Raw genomic sequence first — 23591 nt, 5'->3', positions numbered from 1 at the left:
GTGGAGTAATGATTGTCAAGAATTATAAATATGATTATTCAAGTGGCAGAATCTGCTACACAATTGATGTAGATGGTCGTGAATTTGCCATTGAACATATAAAAACAGCGTACGGAAGTGCACAAAATGATATTGATGATTTCTTAAGTACGGTTGAGGAATACGACTTTCAAGAAGCTGAGATGATTGGAGAATTTGTTGATTTTCAAAGAAATCTGCTTATGTATGGAATTGATTTTGAATTGAGAAATGAGGTCACAGATTGAAACGAAAAAGCATATCTAAAGCCACTAGACAAAAAGTTTTAGATAAGTATGGTGGTCACTGTGCTTATTGTGGCAAGGAATTGGATTTAAAAACTTTGAGAGTGGATCATTTGCATCCTCACTATCGAGGCGGAGAGGATAGTTTTGAAAACTATATGCCTGCTTGTTATCAATGCAATTTCTACAAATCTACTTTTCTGTTAGATGAATTCAGGGAGCAGATGTCTACCTTGCACGAAAGAATCACCAAGCCATTCATAGCAAGACTTGGATTGGATTATGGAATCATTAAAATCGAACCATTCGACGGAAAGTTTTATTTTGAGGAGGAACACGAGAAGTGAAACGATTCATCGCAATCTGGATATTATTGTCTGCTGGATTAAATATTTGGCAGAGTATCCACATTAAAAAGCTAGAAGAAAAGCGCCCGATGGTTATCTACAAGACAGATAACGCAGGCGCAGAAATAAAAGGCAGAGTCGTTCATAAGGAAAAAATTGGCGATCTGCATACAATCACTATTAAAAATTATGGCATTTTCGTAGTTACACAAACAAGCTACGAAACTTTAAGGATTGGAGACGAGGTGAGGTTATGATACCGAAGTACAGAGTGTGGGATAAAGAATTGCAAACAATGCTAGATGTTTCTTTGATAGATTTTAAAAAAGGTGTTTTAGTTGGTGAGCATTGGAAATTTGGTGAAACAAATTTTATGGGTTTTGATGAAATCGAACTCATGCAATCAACTGGCATCAGAGATATGACTAATCAAGAGATCTTTGAGGGGGATGTAGTTAGACAAGTACGAACCCAGCCAACAACGGAAAACGAAACAATCACAGGCGTTGTAACCATGATTGAGGGCGCTTGGTTGATTATGAATGATAACGAGCAATTAGCAAGTGCTTTGTGGTCAGAAACCGACGAGAACGAAATCATCGGCAACGTCTACGAAAATCCAGAACTTTTGGAGGATAAGAAATGAAACCAGAAAAAATTGACAACGTAAACAAACCAAGCCATTATCGAGGCTCAAAAGGCCTTGAAGGTATAGAAGTGATTGATAACTTCATTGGTAACTTGCCAGGGAAGGCTGCATGGTGCTGGGGCAATGCCATCAAGTATTTACTGCGATTCCAGAAGAAAAACGGTCTTGAAGATTTGAAAAAGGCTCGCAAGAACCTTGATTGGCTGATTGAGGAGATGGAACATGAGAATCAAAACATCAAATGACTCTATTATCAACGTCGACAGAGTGAAGCGCAGCGTCACAATTGAAGGAGTTGAATTTGGTTCAGATTGTAGCGCTCTGGTATCTAAGAATAAAGACGGAACAGGGACAATCACTCTGATATTTGAAGGGAAAATTATTTGACTAGAAGAATTTAACAAAATAGTTACTTAGGAAGGAGGTTCATAGCATGGAACTGAGATTGAAAGAACTTAGAGATGACCTAGGTCTCTCTGTCAACGAAGGTAAATTGATTAAGTGGAAAGAGAGGAGGAGAGTAGTATGAACGGTTATGAATTTATGTCACAGCATCCATGGTTAACAGGATTTGTTGCAGTTGTCATTGGTATCACAGTTATCAGCACCGTCGAAGCTATCACTAAAATTTGGAGAAAACCAGATGAACAAAAGAATCAAGAAGAAGAAAGCTAAGCAAGCTCTATTGCGTGAGCAAGAGAGACTAGCTCAAGAGTTGGCTCAGTTAAGTCCTGAAGAACTTGAAGATCTTGTGAGAACTATCAGGGAAGGATTCAAGAATATAGCTAGAACACTTGCTTCTTTTTTCGATGATCTAGCTATGTTTTTCAAAAGTTTTGATGAGTCTTGAAAAATGAAAATATATAGAAACGAGGTGAGCGATGCCCTTCTTTCCTGATATAAATGAAATAAAAACGAAAGAGAATGCCAAGAAAATTTTGAAAGGTTATCCCCGCTGGCGTCGTGTGGCAAATGACAAAAATGGTCAAAAGGTGACGACTACATACTCTTTCATGCCTCGAAATCCTGGAAGTGACACGACCAGTCAGGTTGAGAAGCTGGCTATCAGAAAAGTAGACGCAGAGATGGAGCTGGATGCGATTGAGCAGGCAGTCAGCGGATTACATGATCCACTCTATCGTAGAATACTTTTTGAAAAGTATCTTCAGTGGAGTTGCAAGAAGGATGAAACAATCGCAACGGACCTATCTCTTTCAGAAAGTTCATATTACGACATCTTGGATAAGTCTTTGATGGCATTTGCAGAACTTTATCGCAATGGAGAACAGATTGAGATTTTGGAGTAAACTTGGAGTTTTTTTGGAGTAAATTCGGAGTAAGTCCGGAGTGAGTGTATGATTTTATGTGCTAAAATTATATTATGAAATACTTGTAAAGGCAGGCACACCCTGTCTTTTTCTTTGAGTTTGGAGGTGATATCATGAAAAAAGTAGAACCTATTCGTGATCTAGATAATATCGAACGAATCAAAGATTACTTGAAAAACAAAAGTGACAGAAACTATGTTTTGTTTATGTTTGGAATCTACTCTGGTCTAAGAGTGAGCGACATAGTACCTCTTCAAGTTAAGCAAGTGATTGCAGACAGGATTGAACTAAGAGAGAAGAAGACTGGGAAGATAAGGTATTTTCCAATCAGTCCCCCTTTAAGAAAAGAAATAAATAGATACATAAAAGATAATCAATTAGCAGAGTACGATTATCTATTCCCAAGTAAAAAGAAAAAACGAACAGATGGTGTTCGTATCACTCATATCGGAAGAGTAGCAGTATATCAAATACTACAGGATGCAGCTGAGTATGTCGGATTGAACCACATAGGTACTCATTCAATGAGGAAGACTTTTGGTTATCATCACTATAAAAAGAATGGTAATGTAGCTATTCTGCAAAAGATTTTTAACCACTCTACACCAGATATCACGCTCGGTTATATCGGTTATAGTCAGGACGAATTGGATGAAAGTATACTATCATTTGACTACTAAATGACCCATCTATTTTACATAATGAGAAAATGTAAATTAGTTTTTAGAAAAACATAGTGAAAGCCTTGATACTCTTGACTTTAAAGTTGTTTAATTTTATTTAACAGAATATAAGATATGTTAAATATACGAGGGTGTCAGAGACTAGAAAAACTCCCCCTACATCATAAAATTTTAGCCCCTACCTACTAAAAAGAAAGGCCCCTCCTTAGATGAATACCCCCAAGGACAGACCGGATCGGAGCGGTCCTCACAGAGTTGCTTTTGAAAAGAATAAAAATATTATTCTCAAAACAAAAAATACTTGTGGGATTTGTGGACTCCCCGTTGATAAATCATTGAAGTACCCACATCCTCTATCTCCGGTCATTGACCATGTTATTCCAATCAATCGCAATGGTCATCCGTCAGATATTCGTAACTTACAGCTTGCTCACTGGCAATGCAACAGACAAAAGTCTGACAAGCTTTACGCTGATGATAGATCAGCCAATGCTACTGTTGTGGGTAACAGGAACTTGCCGCAGTCCAGAGACTGGACTAGGTATAGAGCTTGAAGTCTTAATGAAAGAATTAAAATTTTTTTGTAAAAAAGAAAATAAAAAAAATATTTAAAACTCGAAAAAATAACAGATATGTGTGAAGTAGATCCTAGCTGAGTATAGGGGGGTATCCCCCTCCCACTAGGCGCTCGCGAGCTTCACGCCGTCACTGTACATTTTTTCTCGCGCCAAATCATCACAATGAAAGGAGAACGGTTTGGAATTAAGAGGGATTGAGTATCTTAGGAGGAAGTTGAATCTCTATCAGAGCAGAGTCAATCTGAGATACAAGCATTATGCGATGCAGCATTATGAAGCACCTACAGGAATCACAATTCCTGCACATATCAGGGTGAAGTACCAAGCTGTCCTTGGTTGGGCTGCAAAGGGTGTAGATAGTCTTGCGGATCGTTTGATTTTCAGAGAGTTTGCCAATGATGATTTTAATGTTATGGAAATCTTCAATCGCAACAATCCTGATATCTTCTTTGACAGCGCTATTTTATCTGCGCTGATTGGTTCGTGTAGCTTCGTGTATATTTCCAAGGGTGAAGATGATGAAGTTAGACTACAAGTTATTGAATCAAGTAATGCGACTGGTGTAATTGATCCAATCACTGGGCTACTTGTGGAAGGTTATGCGGTGTTGGCTCGTGGTGATTACAATAGACCAACGCTTGAAGCCTACTTTGAGCCTAATGCTACTCATTTTATTCCGAAAGATGGGGAGCCTTACTCGGTTACGAATGAAACGGGTATTCCTTTGCTGGTTCCGGTCATTCACCGTCCTGATGCGGTCCGTCCTTTTGGTCGGTCTCGTATTACCAGGGCAGGAATGTATTATCAGAAATACGCTAAGCGAACTTTAGAGCGAGCTGACATTACAGCAGAGTTCTATTCGTGGCCACAGAAATACATTCTTGGGCTTGATCCTGATGCGGAACCTATGGAGAAATGGAAGGCTACTGTATCAAGCTTACTGACGATTTCTTCTAGTGATAAAGGCGAGAAGCCAAGCGTTGGACAGTTTACTACCGCTAGCATGTCGCCTTTTACAGAGCAACTGAGAACAGCAGCAGCTGGATTTGCTGGGGAGATGGGCTTGACCTTAGATGACCTTGGTTTTGTTTCGGATAACCCTTCGTCAGTAGAAGCTATCAAGGCTAGTCATGAGAACTTGCGCCTGGCTGGTCGAAAGGCTCAGCGCTCACTAGGTGCTGGATTGCTAAATGTCGCTTATGTTGCAGCTTGCTTGCGTGATGAGTTTCATTATGCGAGAAGACAATTTGTAAGAACCACAGTCAAATGGGAACCATTATTTGAAGCGGATGCGAATACCATGACTATGATTGGTGATGGTGTTGTCAAACTAAATCAGGCATTACCTGGTTACATCAATGCGGAGACAATCCGAGACCTTACTGGTATCGCTGGAGACATGTCAGCTAAACCAGTGGTAAGCGAGGGTGGTTCAGATGGAGAATGATGTTTTACCTGGCATCTTGCAAGAGGTTCAGGAGAGGTTTGAGAGAGATTTCGGTAAGAGTGAGATCGTCAGAAATGCTTTTGCTGCGTTGAAGGCAAAAAAAGCCACTTACAAAACTGCAAATGAGTTTGCGATTGAAATTGGCGATATTCTCTCTAAAGTTCTAGGTACTTCTCTGAGCGCCGATAAATTACCAGACGGTAAAATGTATTACAATATTGCTCAACGTTTGCTGACGGACGTGCTAGGACGAAATTACGAGCTTGTAAGTGGTTATGCTAGCGATGTTCAGAAGAATTTGAACGATAAAGCGAAAATCGGGCTGAAAGTTCAAGTTCCTGAATTAAACCTGGATCGAATAGCTGGCATTGTCAATCGCTTTTCGTCTGAGGAAAATTTTGAGGATGTCAGTTGGTTGCTAGGTGAACCTATTGTGAACTTTACCCAGTCTATTATTGATGATAGTATCCAGAAAAATGCGGAGTTTCATCATCAGTCTGGATTGCAACCTGAGATTGTCCGAAAATCGTATTTTCATTGTTGTGAGTGGTGTCAGGAAGTTCAAGGGAATTATAAATATCCAAGAGTTCCGAAGGACGTTTATAGAAGACATCAGCATTGTCGTTGTATTGTAGACTATGATCCTAAAAACGGAAAAGTTCAGGATGTTTGGAAGAAAATTTGGCGAAAAAAAGATGAAAGTGATAAAATTGAAGCAAGGAAGGATATAAATAACAATTCTCAAATGAGCGAAGTGAGAAAGCTAGCACTACAGAACGGAATTTCTTCAAATCCTATCAAAAAAAGCCGTAAAAAATTGACTGAGGAACAAATAATCGAAGCTGTAAGTGGTGGCGACAAGACAAGAGGGTCTTGTTCGTCAGCAGCATTTGCTTATATTGGGAACAAAGGTGGCTATACTGTCTTAGATTTTAGAGGAGGAAAGAGTTGTGATTTCTTTTCTCGAGATAGTAGAATTAAAATGATTGGGAGCCTTCCAGGAGTTGAAATGCATGTTGCTAAACATACAAATGATTTTACTGCAGTAAAAGAATTGTTGGAGAAAGTAGAAAGTGGGAATGAGTACTACTTAGCAACAGGTAGACATGCAGCAATCATAAGGAAAAACGAAGGTCGTTTCGAGTACTTGGAACTTCAATCAAGAACGTTAAATGGTTTTAAGCCGTTTAACAACATTGTTCTGAAAGAGAGATTCAAAGGTCAGAAGTCTCACAGTGTAGCTGGGAGAAGATATGATGCAAATAGCTATCTTATTGATGTGAACTCATTGAAAGATAACCCTGAATTTCACAAGATATTGAGTTTTATCAATACTGCAGATTCTAAACAAATGAAGGGGGCTGAGGGTCGTGAAAGATGATTATGAAGAAGTTAATTGGTCTGAATATTGCTATAAAGAAAATGATGGTGATATAGTTTGGTGGGTTGATACAGCCTGGTTTGCTAGAGGGTTGATGTTAGTTACATTTGATAAGAAGAAGTTTTATAACCTTTTTGAAGATTATCCTCATAATATGAGCTCAGAAGAGATTGAAATCTTTGATAAAGAGAATCCATTTTGGGCTGATTTCTTTTCGGACCGAAAAGAAGAAATTTGAAGCACTCGAAAGGGTGCTTTTCTTTTTGAAAAATTGAAAGGAGGTTCTGTGTGAGGTATTTATAATTCTATTGCTATAAACTGCTATAAATCACTATAAACCGTTTGGCTTTCCATACGGTTTTCTTTATGTTAAGAAAGGAATAAAAAATGTTAAAAAAGGCAAAACAATTGGCATCGCAAGAATTTTCACGCTTAGCAGGTCGTGAAATCAAAGAAGAAGACTGCTTTGTAGTTTGGTTTAGCAAAACTTTGCAAAATTGGAAGGCTCTTGTTAGTACTAATCAAATCAAGTCTGGTGAAAAATGTGGTGATTATGCAGAAATCACGCATAACGGAGACAAGAAAGAAACTTACGTAGATGTATACACTAAAGTTTCAAACCGAGCTATTAAAGATTAGGAGGTGATCTGATATCTCCCAGCGATAGGGTTATCATGCGATGACGATTGAAAGGAAATTAGAATGGCGAGGAAGAAGAAACTTGGCAATCAGAATCCTACTCAATCGGTGATTTTAAAATACGTCAAGAAAAATTCAAAAGCTAAAGAAGCGATTGAACTTTACGAGCGGACAGGGCTTTCTTGCTATGCTTGGCAGAAAAACCTGCTATTGCCTTTAATGGCAGTAGATAAAAACGGCCTATGGGTGCATCAGAAGTTTGGTTATTCTATCCCTCGTCGTAATGGTAAATCTGAAATCCTATATATTGGTGAAATTTGGGGGCTACATGAAGGATTAAATATCCTACATACTGCCCACAGAATTTCTACATCTCATGCCTCTTTTGAAAAGGTCAAGCGATACCTTGAAAAGATGGGGTATGTTGATGGTGAGGATTTCAATTCGATTCGAGCGAAGGGGCAGGAGCGTATTGAACTTTATTCAACAGGTGGTGTTATCCAATTCCGTACTAGGACATCAAATGGTGGTCTTGGTGAAGGTTTTGATATGCTAATCATTGACGAGGCTCAAGAGTACACGACCGAGCAAGAATCTGCTTTGAAGTACACGGTTACGGATAGTGAAAATCCTATCACAATTATGTGTGGTACACCTCCAACTCCTGTATCAAGCGGAACGGTTTTCACTAAATACCGTGAGACTTGTCTTTTTGGGAAAGGGAAGTATTCAGGCTGGGCTGAGTGGTCAGTTTCTGATGAAAAGGAAATTGACGATGTGGAAGCTTGGTATAATTCCAATCCATCCATGGGCTACCACTTAAATGAGCGTAAGATTGAAGCAGAGCTTGGTGAGGATAAGCTGGACCATAATATCCAACGTTTGGGATTCTGGCCGACTTACAACCAGAAATCTGCTATTTCTGAAACTGAGTGGAATGAGCTCAAGGTGGATGATGTACCAGAATTGTCTGGCAAGTTGTCTGTTGGTATAAAGTATGGTCAAGACGGAACGAATGTGGCATTGAGCATTGCTGCACGGACCAAGGATGGCCGTTACTTTATCGAAACAGTCGATTGTCAATCCGTTCGTAATGGGAATGAGTGGATGGTTGCCTTTTTGCGTCAAGCCGACGTGGCTCAAATTGTCATCGATGGCGCAAGTGGGCAAAAGATCCTGGACGAAGAGTTGAAGGACTACAGAATCAAGAACGTGATTCTACCAACGGTGAAGGAAATCATCGTGGCCAACGCTCTTTGGGAACAGGGTATTTACCAGAAGACCATCTGCCACGCTGGTCAACCATCATTGTCTAAAGTAGCCACTAACTGCGATAAGCGGAATATTGGTTCAAATGGTGGCTTTGGTTATCGATCGCACTTTGACGATATGGATATTTCTTTGATGGATAGCGCTTTGCTTGCGCACTGGGCTTGTGCCACGACTAAGCCTAAGAAAAAGCAAAAAATCAGTTATTAAAATAAGCGGTCTTGTGACTGCTTTTTTTGATGCCCAAAAATTACCGAACTGCCGGGAAAGCAGGAGAAAGGAGACATGAGAATGTCAGATTTTAAACCAATTACTACACAAGAAGAATTTGATGTTGCTATTAAGGAGCGTTTATCTCGTGAGAAAGCGAAGTATAGCGACTATGACCAGCTCAAATCTCGTGTTGAAGAGTTGGAAACAGAAAATGTTGGCTTGAAGTCAACGATTGAAGCCAACAATCAAAGTAAGGCAGATGCTGACAAGCAACTTGAAGAACTGCAGAAGCAAATTGCTGGTTATGAGACAGCGAGTCTGCGAACTCGGATCGCTTTGCAACATGGACTGCCTTACGACCTTGCAGGCCGTTTGCAGGGGACTGATGAAGAAAGCTTGAAAGCAGATGCAGAGCGCTTGGCTGGATACATGAAAAGAGCTCAACCAGTTGCGCCTGTCAGAGAGACAGAGCCTCAAGTTGGCGATAACAAAACAATGCAAATGAAGTCAATGCTTCGAGAATTAAATAATACAGGAGAATAAAAATGGCAGATAATTCATTGAAACAAGGAACACTTTTTCAACCAGAATTAGTCAAAGAACTAATTTCAAAAGTACAAGGACGTTCGGTCCTTGCAAAACTTTCATCACAGAGCCCTATTCCGTTTAACGGGGTTGAGCAATTCATCTTTAACCTTGAAGGAAACGCTCAAATTGTTGGTGAGGGTCAACAAAAAGGTGCTGGTAAAGCAGTTGTTGACACAAAGGTGATTAAACCTCTAAAATTCGTCTATCAAGCTCGTATTACAGATGAGTTTAAATACGCATCGGAAGAAAAACAACTTGAGTACCTTTCACAATTTGCAGATGGTTTCGCTAAGAAAATCGCAGATGCTTTCGACATCGCTGCTATCCATGGTTTGGAGCCTAAAGGTCTTACTGATGCAACTTTCCGTGACACTAACTCATTTGATGGTTTGATCACTGGAAATATCGTAAATTATGCAGAAGATAAATTTGACGATAACATTGATGCAGCTGTTCAACAAATTGTAGCTAAGGGCGGAGAAGTCACAGGATTGGCCCTTTCACCTGTTGGTGGGCAAGCACTTGCTAAGTTGAAAGTCAATGGTGTTGTACAATATCCAGAATTCCGATTTGGACAAAATCCTGATTCGTTCTACGGAATGAAATCAGACGTAAACAAAAACTTGACTGTAACAGGTGGAACTGCTCAAACAAACCACGCTATTGTTGGTGACTTTGAAAATCGTTTCAAATGGGGTTATGCTGAAAATATCCCAATGGAAATCATCGAATATGGTGACCCAGACGGTGCAGGTCGTGACTTGAAGGCCTACAATGAAATCTTGCTGCGTGCTGAAGCGTTCATCGGTTGGGGTATTCTTGATGCTGACTCATTCGCTCGAGTGAAAGCTTAATGTTTTAACGGAGGTAGAAAATGGCAACATATCGTGATAAAAATACAGGTGTTTGTATTTCAACAGATAGCGAGCTAGCTGGGGATTGGATTCCCATTGAAGAGTTCAAAAAGGAGTATCTTTTAACAGTTTCTGAAATCAAGGCGAAACTTGATGAATTGGGTGTTGAGTATGATAGCAAGGCAAATAAATCTGTTTTGCTTGATTTACTAATCGCAAACGAAGGGTGAGTTAGATGGAAAACTTTGCAACAGTCGAAGATTTGAAAAAATTGTGGCGAGCGTTGAAATTCGATGAGGAAAAACGAGCCGAAGCGCTGTTGGAAGTTGTTTCTCATTCTCTTCGCGTTGAAGCTAAAAAAGTTGGCAAGGATTTAGATGGGTTAATGGCTACTAATCCATCTTTTGCCGTAGTGGTCAAATCGGTTACAGTCGATGTGGTAGCTCGTACCTTGATGACCTCAACTGAGCAGGAGCCGATGACTCAATTTGCTGAAAGTGCCTTGGGCTACTCAGTGAGTGGTTCTTATCTAGTACCTGGAGGTGGTCTCTTTATCAAGGATTCAGAATTGAAACGTCTGGGCCTCAAAAAGCAAAGATATGGGGTGATTGATATCTATGGGACGGATTAAAGGAATTACTGTAACTTTGACTGGGAAAACCAAGACTGGTCGGGATGACTTTGGGCATCCTATCTATAAGAATACTGAAATTCAAGTAGAGAATGTCCTGGTTGTTCCATCTTCGACAGAAGATGTCACCAATCAGCTCAATTTGACTGGGAAAAAGGCAGCTTATACGCTGGGCATTCCGAAAGGCGATCAGAACGAGTGGGAAGACCGTGAGGTTCGTTTCTTTGGGCGAAAATGGCGCACAATTGGCATTCCTTTGGAAGGCATTGAAGCCATGATGCCTTTGGACTGGAACAAGAAAGTGATGGTCGAAGCTTATGAGTAATACAAAAGTCAAGCTTATCGGTGCGGGTGTAGGAGCTCTTTTGAAATCCAAAGAGATTCAGGACATCTTGAACAAAGAAGCGACAGTCATTAAAAAAAGATGTGGCCCTGGTTACGAACAAGATAGCCACGTTGGTAAGACAAGGGCCAATGCTATGATTTATCCAGCTACGCGAAAAGCAAAAAGAGATAATTTGAAAAATAACACTTTGTTGAAGGCGGTGCATTAGATGATTGAAATTATTATCAAGAAATATCTTGACGGTCATTTAGATGTACCGTCATTTTTTGAGCATGAAGCTGAAGCTCCCGATAGCTTTGTCATTATTCAAAAAACTGGTGGTAAGGAGCGAAATCATTCTGGTAGTGCGACCTTTGCTTTTCAAAGCTATGGTCCAACTATGCAAAAGGCTGCAGAGCTTAACGTGAAAGTGAAAAGTGCTGTGAAGGGATTGATTGAATTAGATTCAATCTGTGGTGTCCACCTGAACAGCGATTACAATTTTACGGACACTGAAACAAAACAATATCGATATCAAGCCGTATTTGATATTAATTATTTTTAAAAGGAGAAATTAAATGGCTACAGAAGCAAATGTGACGACTGCAAAACCTAAAATTGGCGGTGCGGTTTTTTCCGCTCCGATCGGGACTCCGTTGCCTACAGATGCAATAACAAAACTAGATGTTGCGTTTAAATCGTTGGGGTATATTTCAGAAGATGGTATGACTAATAGCAACTCTCCAGAATCTGAAAATATCAAAGCTTGGGGTGGTGTCGTTGTTAGTTCAGTTCAAAAGGAGAAGGTGGATACGTTCAAATATATGCTGATTGAGGCGTTGAATGTGGATGTTTTGAAGGAAGTTTATGGTTCAGATAATGTATCTGGGGATTTGTCAACAGGGATTACCATTAAGGCAAATTCAAAAGAATTGCCACATCACTGCCTTGTAATTGAAACAATTCTAAAAGGTGGTGTACTTAAACGCATTGTTATCCCTTCAGGAAAAGTAACTGCTATCGATGAAATCACTTATAACGATGGAAGTGTTCTTGGATATGGTACGACAGTCACTGCCTTTCCTAATGCTGCTGACGACACACACTATGAATACATCAAAGGAGCTTAATCATGTCAAAACAAAATCGCAAAAAGAAAAATAAAGGAGCTGCGCCACAGATTAAAACAATCCGTGGGGTAACTTCGACCGGATTTCCTTTTGAAATCACAAAAGAGCGCTTGGAAAACTATGAGTTGCTCGAAGCCATCGCTGAAGTAGATACAAATCCGGCAGTTTTACCCCAAGTGGTGAAACTTATGCTCGGTGAGAAATCCGAGGATTTGAAAAATCATGTGCGAACTGCAGATGGAATTGTTCCCTTGGACAAAATGGGAGCAGAAATTAGTGAGATCTTCTCAAGTCAGAATCAGTTAAAAAAATAGCGCTCCTTGCTAGAATGATTCAAACAGATGAAGATGCTCTTATTTGTGATTTAGCTGAGACATATGGGATTTTTGATTACAGACAGTTACCTGCTGACCAGGTGGCTGTCTTTGCTTTTGGTCTAAGAGATGATTCACGTATCAAGCTAGCAATGACCAATAGCAAAGTTCCTTTTGAAACCTTTTTGCTTGCTGGAGTACTTGATAGGCTTTCTGCTCTTGTTTGGTTTAAAACAACAGATGGTCAGAAAGGAATCAACAAACCGTTAATGGTTGCAGAGGAGCTGACAGGAAAAACTAAAGCTAAAGAAAGTAAGGAGATGATCTTTGATTCTGGTGAGGACTTTGAAGAATATCGTCAGAAAATTTTAGAAAAAATAGGAGGTGAGGATTAGTGGCGACAGAAATAGCACAGGCTTATGTACAATTGATACCATCAGCCAGAGGCATTACTGGTAAAATCCAATCAATCCTCGATCCTGAAGCTAGTGCAGCAGGACAAAGTGCTGGACAGTCATTAGGTTCTAGTCTTGTTGGCGTTATGACGAAAGTCATTGCAGCGGCAGGGATTGGCAAGGCATTTTCGGCAGCTATCAGTGAAGGAGCAGCGCTTCAGCAATCTCTTGGAGGTATCGAAACTCTTTTCAAAGGTTCTGCTGACAAGGTCAAGGGATATGCTAATGAAGCCTACAAGACAACAGGTCTGTCAGCTAATGCTTACATGGAGAATGTGACAGGCTTCTCAGCGAGTCTTTTGCAGTCTTTGGGAGGCGATACAAACAAAGCTGCTGAAACAGCCAACATGGCCATGATTGATATGTCAGATAATGCGAACAAGATGGGTACATCTATGGAGAGCATTCAGATGGCATATCAAGGGTTTGCAAAACAGAACTATACGATGCTGGACAACCTGAAACTTGGTTACGGTGGTACCAAGCAGGAAATGGAGCGTCTTTTGAATGACGCTCAGAAGTTGACGGGTGTTAAGTACGACATTAACAACCTTTCAGATGTTTATAATGCCATTCATGCTATCCAAGAGAATCTGGATATTACTGGGACAACAGCTAAAGAGGCAGCATCCACTTTCAGTGGCTCGTTTGAATCCATGAAAGCAGCCGCTCAGAATGTTCTTGGTAAGCTAGCGCTGGGGGAGAATATCCTACCTTCTCTCCATGCTTTGCTTAAAACAACATCTACCTTTCTCTTTGATAATTTTTTACCAATGGTTGGGAACATTTTTTCTGGCCTTGGTTTGGTTTTGACTGAAGGGATTAGTCAGATTGCTTCTCAGCTTTTTGGGGATGCCTTTGGAAGCGCAGTATTTGATCAACTATCTCGTGTAACAGGAATCTTTGAGACCTTTTTTGACATGATTTTTGGGTCTATGGATAAAGAGGCAAATTTCGATATATTAGATGCACTTGGATTTAGTGAGGATGCGGCGAACCAAATTATCAATATTGCGGACAATATCCGAGTTACTTTTGAAAACATTGGTTCAGCAGTTGGCGATGTATTGTCGATAGTTGGTGATTTTGTCAGTGATCTTTTAGGGATTAAGGATGGAGAGCAGGGAGTAAATCTTCTGGGGACAGCATTTGAATCCGTTACAAAATTTGTTCGAAAAGCTTCAGAATATCTTAGTAAATTTACTAAATGGCTGAAAGATAGCCCCATTGCTTTAAATATTCTAAAATCGGCAGTTGTTGGAATTACAAGTGCCTGGGCTGGATACAAAGCAGTAATGAGTGTAATAAAAGGAATAGAAGCAATCAGAAATGCAACCTTGTCCATCACGAATGGTCTTATGTTGGCTCAGTTCGTAAGAACCGGAGCACTTACTACTGCGGAAGCAGCGAATGCGGCTGCCACCATGGGGGCAAGTGGAGCGTTTAAGATTTTTAATGCAGTCCTGAGCGTTTCAGGTGGCTGGATTGGAATTGTTGTCACGGCTATTTCTGCTCTTGTTGCTGGATTAGTCTGGTTCTTCACGCAAACAGAAACTGGTCAGCAAATTTGGTCCTCTTTTGTAGACTGGATTAAACAGGCTTGGCAGGGAATTGCTGATTTCTTTGTCGGTCTTTGGTCTGGTATCTCTGAAGGTGCTAGCACTTTGTGGGATGGAGTGGTTACAACCTGGAATGCTTACGTTGAGTCGTTAAAGGCGATGTGGAATGCTGTTGTAACATTCTTTTCTGACTTATGGGAATTAATCAAAGAGGCTGCATCTACTGCTTGGACAGCGATTACTTCAGCAGTCATGACGGTTGTTCAACCATTTATTGATGGATTCATGAATATCTGGAACAACATTTCAGATGGTCTTACTCAAGTTTGGGAAGGAATTAAAATGATCTTTGAAGGTGCCTGGGAATTTATCAAATCAATTTTCTTGGGTGCTATTTTGATTATCATTGACCTGGTGACAGGAAACTTTGATCAATTAGGAGCAGATCTTTCTCTGATTTGGGAAGGTATTCAAAATGGCATTTCTCTGATATGGGAAGGTATCAAAACATTCTTTTCTGGTATTGTAGATGCTATTGTTGGTTATGGTATTGCTGTTTTTGAAAATTTTTCTTCTGTTCTTAGTGCGATTTGGGAATTTATCAAAGCGGCTGCATCTATGGCCTGGGAATGGATAAAATCTACAGTATCGAATCTAATTACTGGATTGATTCAAGGTGCTCAAAACTTATGGAATAATTTCGTAAGTTTCTTATCCGGTCTTTGGGAAAATATTAAATCAACAGCGAGCGCAGCATGGGCTGGACTAAAATCACTTGTACTTGGTTTTATCAATGGGCTTGTTAGCGGTGCTCAGACTGCATGGAATAACATGAAACAGGCTGTTAGTGATCTGGTAACCAAAATTACTAATATCTTTAATGGAATTAAAAATATTAACCTTTGGGAAGCTGGTAAGGCCATTCTTAATGGGTTCTTAGGTGGTTTGAAATCTGCTTGGGAAGGAGTTACTAATTTTGTTGGTGGAATCGCAAATTGGATTCGAGACCATAAAGGTCCTATTGACTACGACCGTAAGCTTTTGATTCCAGCAGGTAATGCAATTATGGGAAGTTTAGACCATGGACTAAAAGATGGATTTAAATACGTCAAAAAAACGGTCGGTGGTATGGCTGGAGAAATCTCTGATGTGTTTTCAGGGGATAACCTGGATCTAAACTCAACTGCCTCTGTCACGAAAAATCTCGAGGCTCGTTTGGCCATGCCTTCAGCTCAGCTTGAAGTACAAGAGAGTAAAACAGTGTCTGAGATAGCGATTATGAGGTCAAGTTTGGAAACTATCCTTACCGCTATTCTTGAAAAATCGTCAGACATCTATCTAGACAATGAGAAAATCTCATTAAATACTTATGAACAACATGGTTCAATTTTAGCAAGGGAGGGAATCTAATGGATTATATGATCATTAATGGCTTTAATACATCGACCCTTCCAGGTTGTATTGTAACAGACTTTGGAGAAGTTGAGGCTGCCAAACCGAAAGGAGAGGTGGCCGAACTTCATGGTGTGAATGGGAGTTATCGAGTATTAGATGGTTCTTTTGATAGTTACGATAGAACATTTACAATTCACGTTACAAAGATGATTGATATCTCGATTATCCTGGATAAATTTCAATCGAATGACAATGAGTTGGAATTTAGCTATCATCCTGAATCTATTTTTTATGCTCATTTTTTAACTGCTAGCTACAAACCTTTTGGTAATCATGCATGGCAATTGAAAATCAAGCTAAACATGCAGCCTTTTCGATATCAAAAAACGGTTAATCCTGAATCTTATAATGGACCAGGAACAATTAACAATCCAGGAACAATTTACTCTGAGCCCATCATTGAAGTTCAGGGAGATGGAGATGTTTCGATTACTATCGGCCGAGAAACAATGTATCTCAATGTAAAAACGAAAGCTACAATTGATTGTAGGCAAGGCAAGCAAAATATCTACAATGCTACTGGAGCGGTCCAGAACACGCTCAGAAAGCGCGGTGGGTTCTTTGAAATCCCAACTGGCAGAAGTGGTATTACATTTACTGGAAATGTTCTTAGATTGATTGTTCGACCTAACTGGAGGTACAAAATTTGATTTACTTAACAAATGGGAATACTCCTCTAAATGCTGCTTATGCAGATAAGATTGCTCAAGAAGCAAATAGTACCTATCAACTGACTTTTCGCTTTCCGACCTCAGATGCTTTGTGGGAGAAGTTGAAGGCAGAAACTTTTCTAAAAGCCGATGATCTTCATGGCGAACAGGATTTTGTCATTTTTGAGGTTCAAAAGAAACACGGCTATATTCAAGTCTATGCGAATCAATCCTTTACACTGTTAAACAACTATGTCATCAATCCGATTTCTTTGGATAGAGCGACTGGTTCAACTGCTTTGAGTCGCTTTACTGGAAGTATCACTCGTGATAATCCATTCTCGTTCTTTTCGGACATCGACGAACGTCACACATTCAATACTGATAGTGTCAATGCGATGGTCGCTTTTACAAAAGATAAGCACTCTATCCTTGGTCAGTGGGGTGGCGATCTTGTACGTCATGGTTACCAGGTTCGACTTTTGAAAAATGGCGGTTCAGAAAATGAATCGCTATTTATGTACAAAAAGAACCTGTCTAGCTATCAACAAAAGACATCAACTAAGTCTTTGAAGACTCGAATCACCTTCAAGACTACCGTCAAAGGCGAGGGAGAAAAGGCACCTGATCGCAAGTTTTCTGTAGTTGTGGATAGTCCTCTTATTAACAAATACAGTCAAATATATGAAGATGTGATTGAGGTTAATGACCAGGAAGTAAAAGATGAAGCTGGACTTCGTAAATACGGTGAGCAGTATTTCAGAACAACATTGTGCGACATGCTGGAAGACAGCTTAGAAATTCAAGTCGAGGGAAAGAGTGATGTTCCGGTTCAAATTTTTGATATTGTCAGTCTATTTCATGATCGATTCAAGATGGACCTTCGTAAGAAAATCACGAAGTATACTTACTCCCCAATGGCTAAAAAGCTACTATCTATTGGATTTGGACAATTTAAGTCAGGTTTGTCTAGTATTGTTTCTAATGCTGTTAGTGATGCGGTTAAAAACGAAACTCAGCACTTGCAAGGGCAATTCGCTACACAACTAGCGAGGGAAATCAAGAATGCCGACCTCGCTTTTGACCGAAAAAAAGAGGATTTGGTCAACCAATTCACAGACGGTTTCAATGCTGCCAGAGCAAGAGCAGAAGAAGTCAAGCGCCAACTCTCTGACACGATTGACCAGCGCTTAAATAGTTTTAACAATGGCCCTCTACAAGAAGCCAAACGCAGGGCTGAAGAAGCATTGAGAAGTGCTGGCGCAAGTACCCTGCTTGCACAGGAAGCCAAGCGCATTGGGTTGGATTCGATTGCTAAACTTGAAGCATTTAAGTCGCAGGCTGCGAACGCTCAGACGGCTCTATCAGGTGACTTGGACGCTCTGAAACGAACAGTTACAAGCGAGGTCAATCAAGCGTCTGAGCATCGCAGAACGACCACTGAGGCTCTTAGTCGAATGACTGGCCAGATGAATGGATTTGCGACGAAATCAGAGGTTAAGCAAGATATTGACGGATTGACTCAGACATTTGCAAAGATGAGGGTCGGAGGAGTTAATCTCTTGCGTAATACAGCGAGTTTGTTGATTGGCGATCGTTCAAAAGGCTACTGGATGAGTTCTAGTGGAGGAAATGGAAGAGCAGTTAGCGTAGAAGTTTTAGATCCTCCACAAAATATGATAAAAAACATGATTCGTATTATTGAAAATACGAATGGTGGAAATAAAGATTTAACTCAATTTGTTAGATTGCTGGTTGGCGAAAAGTACACGATTTCTTGTTATGCAAGGGTTGCGAGCGATAGTTCACATGCAAACGTGAACTTGTTATTTCGTTCGTGGGCAAATGATACAGATTTGAACCACAAATTTCAGAAATCTATCTCTCATACAAATTGGCAGAAATATTCATTTACATTTACTGCTGATGCAATTGAAAATTTGATTCAATTTGGACAATCTGGTGCAGGAATTATCGAAATATGCGCTCCGAAAATTGAATCGGGAACGTTAGCGACTGACTGGAGTCCTGCGCCTGAAGACACTGACGGTCTTATCACTGAAGCTAAGGCCACCTTCGAGCGGACGGCTCAGGGCTTGCAGGCCGACTTATTAGCTATTCAGGAATATGTAAACAAAGACGGTCAGCGACAAGAAGTATTGAGAAGATACACTCGAGAAGAGAGCGCTCGTCAAGCTAATGCAGTTCGTGAGCTGGTTACGATGGGTTATGTTGGTAAGGCTACTCATCAAGAGGACGTGAGAGGTCTTGAACGCAAGTTTGAAGCTATTACCAACCCACAGAATGGCTTAATCGCCACTCAGATTGCAACCTACAAAAATGCAGTTGACGGACGATTCGTAGATATCACTTCATTGATTTCTGGCAAGGCTAATCAGACGGACTTTCAGCGAGTCAGAGAAACTAGCCAGCTCTATGAACGGATTCTGGGGAATACTAATAATAGTATCGTAGACAATATCGCTCGCATGGCTCTTACGAGTCAGTTATTTCAAGTCGAGGTGTCAAAAGCATCAGCAAGTGGCCGAAATCTATTCTTAAATTCACTATTCAAACGTGATTTAAGAGACAAGTATTCAACGTACAAGTTGTTTGATGATGCTTCTCAGACAAAAGGCCAGTTAGCTGTAAGTATTGATTCTGAAAATCAATTTAGAGGAGTGAATACGTTAAAGATTGTATCAACCTTCAATGGGAAAATCGATAATCAAAAAATCACATTCGCAATTGGTGGAAATTCACGCACTGGCCGAGATGATGAACTAAAAAATAAATCAGTAAGATTTAGTTTTTGGGCAAAATCGACTGTCAATAATACGAATTTTCAAGCTCGACCTGGATATAGAGGAAGTCTTCAATCAGTTCCAATAAGCACAGATTGGAAATTCTATGATATTGAGTTCATAAGAAACGAAAATTCAAATGCTACAAGCGAGTTGATTTTACACATCTTAACCGCTGCAACCGTTTGGATTGCATTTCCAAAAGTTGAAATCGGAACAGTATCCACTCCATTCTCAGAAGCTCCCGAAGACACCGACGAAGCGATTCGCTCGGTTCAAAGTCAACTAGCTGGTTCGTGGGCAGTTCAGAACATCAACAGTGCAGGTGATTTGATTTCAGGAATTAATCTTGGCGCCAATGGACATAACCGCTTCGTTGGTAAGTTGACTCATATAACTGGCGAGACCCTGATTGATAAAGCTGTTATCAAGTCGGCTATGGTTGACAAGCTGAAAACGGGCAACTTTGAAGCTGGTTCGGTGACTACTGTAGTTTTGGATGCTGAAGCGGTCACAGCTGAAAAATTGAAGGTAGACCAGGCTTTCTTTAATAAGCTGGTCGCAAATGAAGCTTACTTGAGTCAGCTATTTGCCAAGCAAGCCTTTATCAACCGTGTGCAGAGTGTTGCGATTGATGCAAGCCAGGTTCGTTCAGGTATTTTAAGCGGTGATAGGATTTATGGTGGAACCATTAGAGGTGCGAATATCTTTGGTGGAACATTGACAGGTCACACTAAAATCCAACTAGGCTCTTATGGTTCTTTTGATGCTCTTGACGGTGGTTTACAGATTAATGTACCACGAACAATTAATTCCAAAGATGGGTTAGGTGTCCAGTTCATTGGTTCTTACGGTCGTGGTGAGAATGTCCCTTACGGGCTTTTTCTCTACAGGGATTCAGATTTTACAATTGGAAATACTGCAACAGATACAGATGAGTTCCTTATGACTGTACAGGGTTACATCAATGCTAAGGGAATCGGCTGGCTCAAGACAGGGAAAGGAAGTGTCAACGGTAAAACAACAGGTACTATTGGACTCTGGAACTCAGACAATGTATCTTTGAGCTTCGGTGGTTCAGGTAATGACATCTACTATAGTTACAATAGTACAGCATATAGCTTGTGGTCAGTTGTCAATCAACACTTCTCAGATAGACGTCTGAAGGAAAATATTGTTGAATGTAAGCACAAAGCTCTTGATTATATCCAGCAATTCCAGTTCAAGGAATACGATTGGAAGAAGCAAGAGGACAGACCACAACAAGCACATACGAAGATTGGATTGATCGCTCAAGAGGTTCAAGAGGTAGACCCTACACTCGTCTACGAGAACGGCGACACGCTGAACCTGGATAATCTCAGATTGACCAACATCGCACTTAAAGCAATTCAGGAGCTTGCTCTTGAAAATCAAAAACTTACACACAGATTGGAGAACTTAGAAAATGAATACAGAACAGCTTAACCGCGCACTTCGGATGACAATCAACGACTTATCCGATACATCAAACGGTACAATGGTTGCAAATAATCTCTTGAGCATTCAGCTGGAAGAACAATTGGCTGAAAATCAAAGACTTCAAGCACGAGTGGATGAGCTGAAAGCTCTGCTTGATGAACAAACTAAACCAGCAGAAGGAGAATAGATATGGCAATTAATGGATATAACCTATCAACAAAACCGTACTTAAGAATTTCTGGCTCAAACGTTGAGACCGTTGTAGAAATTCAACTATCAGAAGGCAACCGCTACAGCACTAACTCACGGTCATTTCCTGGTGACCGTACAAACGAGCCAGAAGACGTTTTGATTCAAGCGGTGCTGGATGTTCTCAAATCCGAATTGGACCCAAGCTCTGCGATTGTGCAAGCGCAGAATAAGCTTGAACAAGCTGAGCAACAGATTGCACACAATAAGAGCGAACAGGACCGACTTTCTGCGCTTGTCAAACAGACTGAAGAGAATTCGAAGGTGAATCAGAAGGTCATTCATGTTCTTGTCTTGAACTCTGTCATGAGCAAGAATATCGAGTATGGCACGACTTATAAAGAGCTGGTTGAGCTGATTCCTCTGGCTGAAGTAGGTAAGACTTACCTACCACATGACCTGATTACCATTGAAAACCCTGAACACGTAGAGGTCAACGGTGAAGGCAAACGCATCCTTGTGCAGCTTAACAAGGAATTCACATACAACGGCGAGCCTGTCAGCGCATTTGTGACAAATGGTACTTTGGAACAAAACGGAACTGGTGTCGCTTGGAAATTTGAAGGCAAAGAGTAGGAGAAATAGATGAAATTTGAATTGTTTAACTTTTTTAGAAGTTTGATCCAAACAGAAGATGGTTTGGTATTGTATGCGCTAGGCTTAATCGTGATCCTAGAGATCGTAGATTTTGCATCGGGTACGTTTGCAGCAATTGCAAATCCAGAAATTGAATACAAGAGTAAGATTGGCATTAACGGCCTGATTCGAAAGATTCTAGGGGTCCTCTTGTTGATGGTATTGATTCCTATGTCTGTCTTGCTACCTGAGAAAACAGGCTTCGCATTCTTGTATTCAATCTATCTCGGATATTTACTTTTTACTTTCCAATCACTCATCGAAAATTATCGTAAGTTAAAAGGTAATGTGACAATTTTTCAGCCTATTATCAAGGCATTTGAGCGTTTATCTGGTGACAAAAACGACAAGAACGAAGGAGAACAATAATGGATATTGATACAAGTAGACTAAGAACTGATTTGCCACAAGTCGGAGAGCAACCTTACCGTCAAATTCATGCTCACTCGACTGGAAATTCACGATCCACTGCTCAAAATGAAGCAGATTATCACATGCGTAGACCAGCTGATTCTGGTTTCTTCTCACACGTCGTTGGTAACGGCCGTGTGATGCAAACCTGGTACACTGATCGTGGAGCATGGGATGTTGGTGGTGGCTGGAACGTTGAAGGCTACGGACAAGTAGAATTGATTGAGAGCCATGCAACCAAAGAAGAATTCATGCGCGATTACAAGCTCTATGTTGAGCTTTTGCGCAGCCTTGCTGATGAAGCAGGAATTCCTAAAACTCTTGACTCTGATAGCCTTGCAGGAATCAAGACACATCAGTATTGCACATACAACCAGCCACGAAATATGAGCGACCACGTTGACCCTTATCCTTATTTGGCCAAGTGGGGCATCAGCCGTGAGCAGTTTAAAAAGGATATCGAAGGTGGCCTATCTGAAGCTGGCTGGAAACGCAACGGCACAGGATGGTGGTGGGAAGAGTCAGATGGTTCTTATCCAACCAAACGCTGGAAGAAAATCAACAACGAATGGTTCTACTTTGATGATCGTGGTTATTGCTTAATCAATCGTTGGTTCAACGATGGGAAGGATTGGTTCTATCTTGACAAACGTGGGGCAATGGTCACAGGATGGATGTTCCTTAACCATCGATGGTATTTCTTCAAATCAGACGGGCGTATGGCCACTGGATGGGTGAAATATCGTGAAACCTGGTATTTTATGGAAGAGAAAGATGGTTATATGCTATCTAAACAATTCATCAAATCGGGCGATGGCTGGTACTATTTGAAGGCGAACGGTGAACTACACACGGATCCTGAATTCAAAACCGAACCAGATGGTCTTATCACAGTAGTTGATAAACCAAAAGAAGAAAAATAAAAACAGAAAGGACTTTCAAATTAGATTACACCAACCGCAGGCTCAAGCTTGCGGTTTTTTTGTTTGCAAAAATAAAAGCAGTGACCGAAATCACTGCTTATCAGCTGTAGCAAATTTATAAAGCTTTTCTGCCGTTAGAAGTGCCATTTTGTCCATGCTCGTTTTTCCTTTTCTGAGGTCAGAAACGGTAGTCCATGGCACACCAGCACCTTGTGAAATAGCAGATGTAGAAATAGAACTGTTAAGTAATTCTTGAATAACTTTTCTCATATTATTTGTCCTTTTTATTTTTTAGATAGATATATACATTGATCACAATTATAAAAATAGCTATTGCACTAACCATTGC

The 23591-nt window shown here is 40.4% G+C and carries 34 protein-coding genes; 33 read left to right on the top strand and 1 reads right to left on the bottom strand.

Annotated elements, in window-relative coordinates:
* The first annotated feature begins 8 nt into the window (after positions 1-8).
* From HMPREF2613_RS08470 to HMPREF2613_RS08315, 33 genes are all read left to right on the top strand, one after another.
* Positions 9-266, top strand: coding sequence for a hypothetical protein (locus HMPREF2613_RS08470; protein ID WP_070480028.1), 258 nt, complete (start codon positions 9-11; stop codon positions 264-266).
* Positions 263-610, top strand: coding sequence for an HNH endonuclease (locus HMPREF2613_RS08465; protein ID WP_036756797.1), 348 nt, complete (start codon positions 263-265; stop codon positions 608-610). The genes HMPREF2613_RS08470 and HMPREF2613_RS08465 overlap by 4 nt, the downstream gene beginning before the upstream one ends.
* Complete coding sequence (locus HMPREF2613_RS08460) at positions 607-867, top strand: DUF1372 family protein (protein WP_070480027.1); 261 nt, start codon at positions 607-609, stop codon at positions 865-867. Before HMPREF2613_RS08465 ends, HMPREF2613_RS08460 begins: the two co-directional genes overlap by 4 nt.
* Positions 864-1256 (top strand): YopX family protein, encoded by a 393-nt coding sequence (locus HMPREF2613_RS08455; protein WP_070480026.1) that lies wholly within the window; start codon positions 864-866, stop codon positions 1254-1256. The genes HMPREF2613_RS08460 and HMPREF2613_RS08455 overlap by 4 nt, the downstream gene beginning before the upstream one ends.
* Positions 1253-1504: a DUF3310 domain-containing protein gene (locus HMPREF2613_RS08450; protein ID WP_070480025.1), complete on the top strand. Its 252-nt coding sequence runs from the start codon at positions 1253-1255 to the stop codon at positions 1502-1504. The genes HMPREF2613_RS08455 and HMPREF2613_RS08450 overlap by 4 nt, the downstream gene beginning before the upstream one ends.
* Complete coding sequence (locus HMPREF2613_RS11620; RefSeq protein WP_186822088.1) at positions 1482-1646, top strand: hypothetical protein; 165 nt, start codon at positions 1482-1484, stop codon at positions 1644-1646. The genes HMPREF2613_RS08450 and HMPREF2613_RS11620 overlap by 23 nt, the downstream gene beginning before the upstream one ends.
* 138 nt (positions 1647-1784) lie before the next feature.
* Positions 1785-1934 carry a hypothetical protein gene (locus tag HMPREF2613_RS11615; protein WP_186822087.1) on the top strand — a complete coding sequence of 50 codons (150 nt, stop codon included), beginning with the start codon at positions 1785-1787 and terminating at the stop codon, positions 1932-1934.
* Positions 1903-2109 (top strand): hypothetical protein, encoded by a 207-nt coding sequence (locus HMPREF2613_RS08445; RefSeq protein WP_070480024.1) that lies wholly within the window; start codon positions 1903-1905, stop codon positions 2107-2109. Before HMPREF2613_RS11615 ends, HMPREF2613_RS08445 begins: the two co-directional genes overlap by 32 nt.
* Before the next feature lie 31 nt (positions 2110-2140).
* Positions 2141-2566 carry an ArpU family phage packaging/lysis transcriptional regulator gene (locus HMPREF2613_RS08440; RefSeq protein ID WP_070480023.1) on the top strand — a complete coding sequence of 142 codons (426 nt, stop codon included), beginning with the start codon at positions 2141-2143 and terminating at the stop codon, positions 2564-2566.
* Positions 2567-2700: 134 nt separating this feature from the next.
* Complete coding sequence (locus tag HMPREF2613_RS08435) at positions 2701-3267, top strand: site-specific integrase (protein ID WP_070480022.1); 567 nt, start codon at positions 2701-2703, stop codon at positions 3265-3267.
* A gap of 212 nt (positions 3268-3479) precedes the next feature.
* The gene (locus HMPREF2613_RS08430) at positions 3480-3824 is read left to right on the top strand and encodes an HNH endonuclease (protein ID WP_070480021.1); all 345 of its coding nucleotides are present in this window, start codon (positions 3480-3482) and stop codon (positions 3822-3824) included.
* Positions 3825-4026: 202 nt separating this feature from the next.
* A complete protein-coding gene (locus tag HMPREF2613_RS08425) occupies positions 4027-5295 on the top strand; it encodes a phage portal protein (protein ID WP_070480020.1) in 1269 nt (422 codons plus the stop codon).
* The gene (locus HMPREF2613_RS08420) at positions 5285-6676 is read left to right on the top strand and encodes a hypothetical protein (protein WP_070480019.1); all 1392 of its coding nucleotides are present in this window, start codon (positions 5285-5287) and stop codon (positions 6674-6676) included. The genes HMPREF2613_RS08425 and HMPREF2613_RS08420 overlap by 11 nt, the downstream gene beginning before the upstream one ends.
* Positions 6666-6914, top strand: a complete 249-nt coding sequence (locus HMPREF2613_RS08415) for a DUF7675 family protein (RefSeq protein WP_070480018.1) — start codon at positions 6666-6668, stop codon at positions 6912-6914. The genes HMPREF2613_RS08420 and HMPREF2613_RS08415 overlap by 11 nt, the downstream gene beginning before the upstream one ends.
* A gap of 149 nt (positions 6915-7063) precedes the next feature.
* The gene (locus HMPREF2613_RS08410) at positions 7064-7315 is read left to right on the top strand and encodes a DUF6275 family protein (protein WP_070480017.1); all 252 of its coding nucleotides are present in this window, start codon (positions 7064-7066) and stop codon (positions 7313-7315) included.
* A gap of 63 nt (positions 7316-7378) precedes the next feature.
* Positions 7379-8794 carry a terminase gene (locus tag HMPREF2613_RS08405; RefSeq protein ID WP_070480016.1) on the top strand — a complete coding sequence of 472 codons (1416 nt, stop codon included), beginning with the start codon at positions 7379-7381 and terminating at the stop codon, positions 8792-8794.
* An 81-nt stretch (positions 8795-8875) separates the two neighbouring features.
* A complete protein-coding gene (locus tag HMPREF2613_RS08400; RefSeq protein ID WP_070480015.1) occupies positions 8876-9340 on the top strand; it encodes a capsid assembly scaffolding protein Gp46 family protein in 465 nt (154 codons plus the stop codon).
* A 2-nt stretch (positions 9341-9342) separates the two neighbouring features.
* On the top strand, positions 9343-10239 hold the full coding sequence (locus tag HMPREF2613_RS08395; RefSeq protein WP_070480014.1) for a phage major capsid family protein: 897 nt from the start codon (positions 9343-9345) through the stop codon (positions 10237-10239).
* 20 nt (positions 10240-10259) lie between these two features.
* Positions 10260-10469, top strand: a complete 210-nt coding sequence (locus tag HMPREF2613_RS08390) for a hypothetical protein (RefSeq protein ID WP_070480013.1) — start codon at positions 10260-10262, stop codon at positions 10467-10469.
* Positions 10470-10474: 5 nt separating this feature from the next.
* Positions 10475-10870: a phage Gp19/Gp15/Gp42 family protein gene (locus HMPREF2613_RS08385; RefSeq protein WP_070480012.1), complete on the top strand. Its 396-nt coding sequence runs from the start codon at positions 10475-10477 to the stop codon at positions 10868-10870.
* The gene (locus tag HMPREF2613_RS08380; protein WP_070480011.1) at positions 10857-11195 is read left to right on the top strand and encodes a hypothetical protein; all 339 of its coding nucleotides are present in this window, start codon (positions 10857-10859) and stop codon (positions 11193-11195) included. Before HMPREF2613_RS08385 ends, HMPREF2613_RS08380 begins: the two co-directional genes overlap by 14 nt.
* Entirely contained in the window at positions 11188-11424 is a 237-nt protein-coding gene (locus HMPREF2613_RS08375) for a hypothetical protein (RefSeq protein WP_070480010.1), read from the top strand. Before HMPREF2613_RS08380 ends, HMPREF2613_RS08375 begins: the two co-directional genes overlap by 8 nt.
* Positions 11425-11760 (top strand): hypothetical protein, encoded by a 336-nt coding sequence (locus tag HMPREF2613_RS08370; protein ID WP_061418860.1) that lies wholly within the window; start codon positions 11425-11427, stop codon positions 11758-11760. It begins immediately after the preceding gene.
* Positions 11761-11773: 13 nt separating this feature from the next.
* The gene (locus tag HMPREF2613_RS08365; protein ID WP_070480009.1) at positions 11774-12325 is read left to right on the top strand and encodes a phage tail tube protein; all 552 of its coding nucleotides are present in this window, start codon (positions 11774-11776) and stop codon (positions 12323-12325) included.
* Between the two features lie 2 nt (positions 12326-12327).
* Positions 12328-12639 (top strand): hypothetical protein, encoded by a 312-nt coding sequence (locus HMPREF2613_RS08360; protein ID WP_070480008.1) that lies wholly within the window; start codon positions 12328-12330, stop codon positions 12637-12639.
* A gap of 14 nt (positions 12640-12653) precedes the next feature.
* Positions 12654-13034 (top strand): DUF5361 domain-containing protein, encoded by a 381-nt coding sequence (locus tag HMPREF2613_RS08355; protein WP_070480007.1) that lies wholly within the window; start codon positions 12654-12656, stop codon positions 13032-13034.
* Positions 13034-16063, top strand: coding sequence for a phage tail family protein (locus HMPREF2613_RS08350; RefSeq protein WP_070480006.1), 3030 nt, complete (start codon positions 13034-13036; stop codon positions 16061-16063). The genes HMPREF2613_RS08355 and HMPREF2613_RS08350 overlap by 1 nt, the downstream gene beginning before the upstream one ends.
* The gene (locus HMPREF2613_RS08345; RefSeq protein ID WP_070480005.1) at positions 16063-16758 is read left to right on the top strand and encodes a phage tail protein; all 696 of its coding nucleotides are present in this window, start codon (positions 16063-16065) and stop codon (positions 16756-16758) included. The genes HMPREF2613_RS08350 and HMPREF2613_RS08345 overlap by 1 nt, the downstream gene beginning before the upstream one ends.
* A complete protein-coding gene (locus HMPREF2613_RS11115) occupies positions 16755-21029 on the top strand; it encodes a phage tail spike protein (RefSeq protein ID WP_083279254.1) in 4275 nt (1424 codons plus the stop codon). Before HMPREF2613_RS08345 ends, HMPREF2613_RS11115 begins: the two co-directional genes overlap by 4 nt.
* Positions 21010-21210, top strand: a complete 201-nt coding sequence (locus HMPREF2613_RS08330; protein ID WP_070480004.1) for a hypothetical protein — start codon at positions 21010-21012, stop codon at positions 21208-21210. The genes HMPREF2613_RS11115 and HMPREF2613_RS08330 overlap by 20 nt, the downstream gene beginning before the upstream one ends.
* A gap of 2 nt (positions 21211-21212) precedes the next feature.
* Entirely contained in the window at positions 21213-21848 is a 636-nt protein-coding gene (locus HMPREF2613_RS08325) for a hypothetical protein (RefSeq protein ID WP_070480003.1), read from the top strand.
* Between the two features lie 9 nt (positions 21849-21857).
* On the top strand, positions 21858-22277 hold the full coding sequence (locus tag HMPREF2613_RS08320) for a phage holin family protein (RefSeq protein ID WP_070480002.1): 420 nt from the start codon (positions 21858-21860) through the stop codon (positions 22275-22277).
* On the top strand, positions 22277-23242 hold the full coding sequence (locus HMPREF2613_RS08315; RefSeq protein ID WP_070480001.1) for an N-acetylmuramoyl-L-alanine amidase family protein: 966 nt from the start codon (positions 22277-22279) through the stop codon (positions 23240-23242). Before HMPREF2613_RS08320 ends, HMPREF2613_RS08315 begins: the two co-directional genes overlap by 1 nt.
* Before the next feature lie 90 nt (positions 23243-23332).
* Here the strand turns inward: HMPREF2613_RS08315 and HMPREF2613_RS08310 are convergent, their stop codons facing one another.
* Complete coding sequence (locus tag HMPREF2613_RS08310) at positions 23333-23512, bottom strand: hypothetical protein (protein WP_070480000.1); 180 nt, start codon at positions 23510-23512, stop codon at positions 23333-23335.
* Positions 23513-23591: the final 79 nt, after the last annotated feature.

This window comes from Streptococcus sp. HMSC070B10 (assembly GCF_001808665.1).
Taxonomy (GTDB): domain Bacteria; phylum Bacillota; class Bacilli; order Lactobacillales; family Streptococcaceae; genus Streptococcus.
Note: the sequence above shows the minus strand (reverse complement) of the source record. Positions and strands in the feature narration are given on the sequence as shown.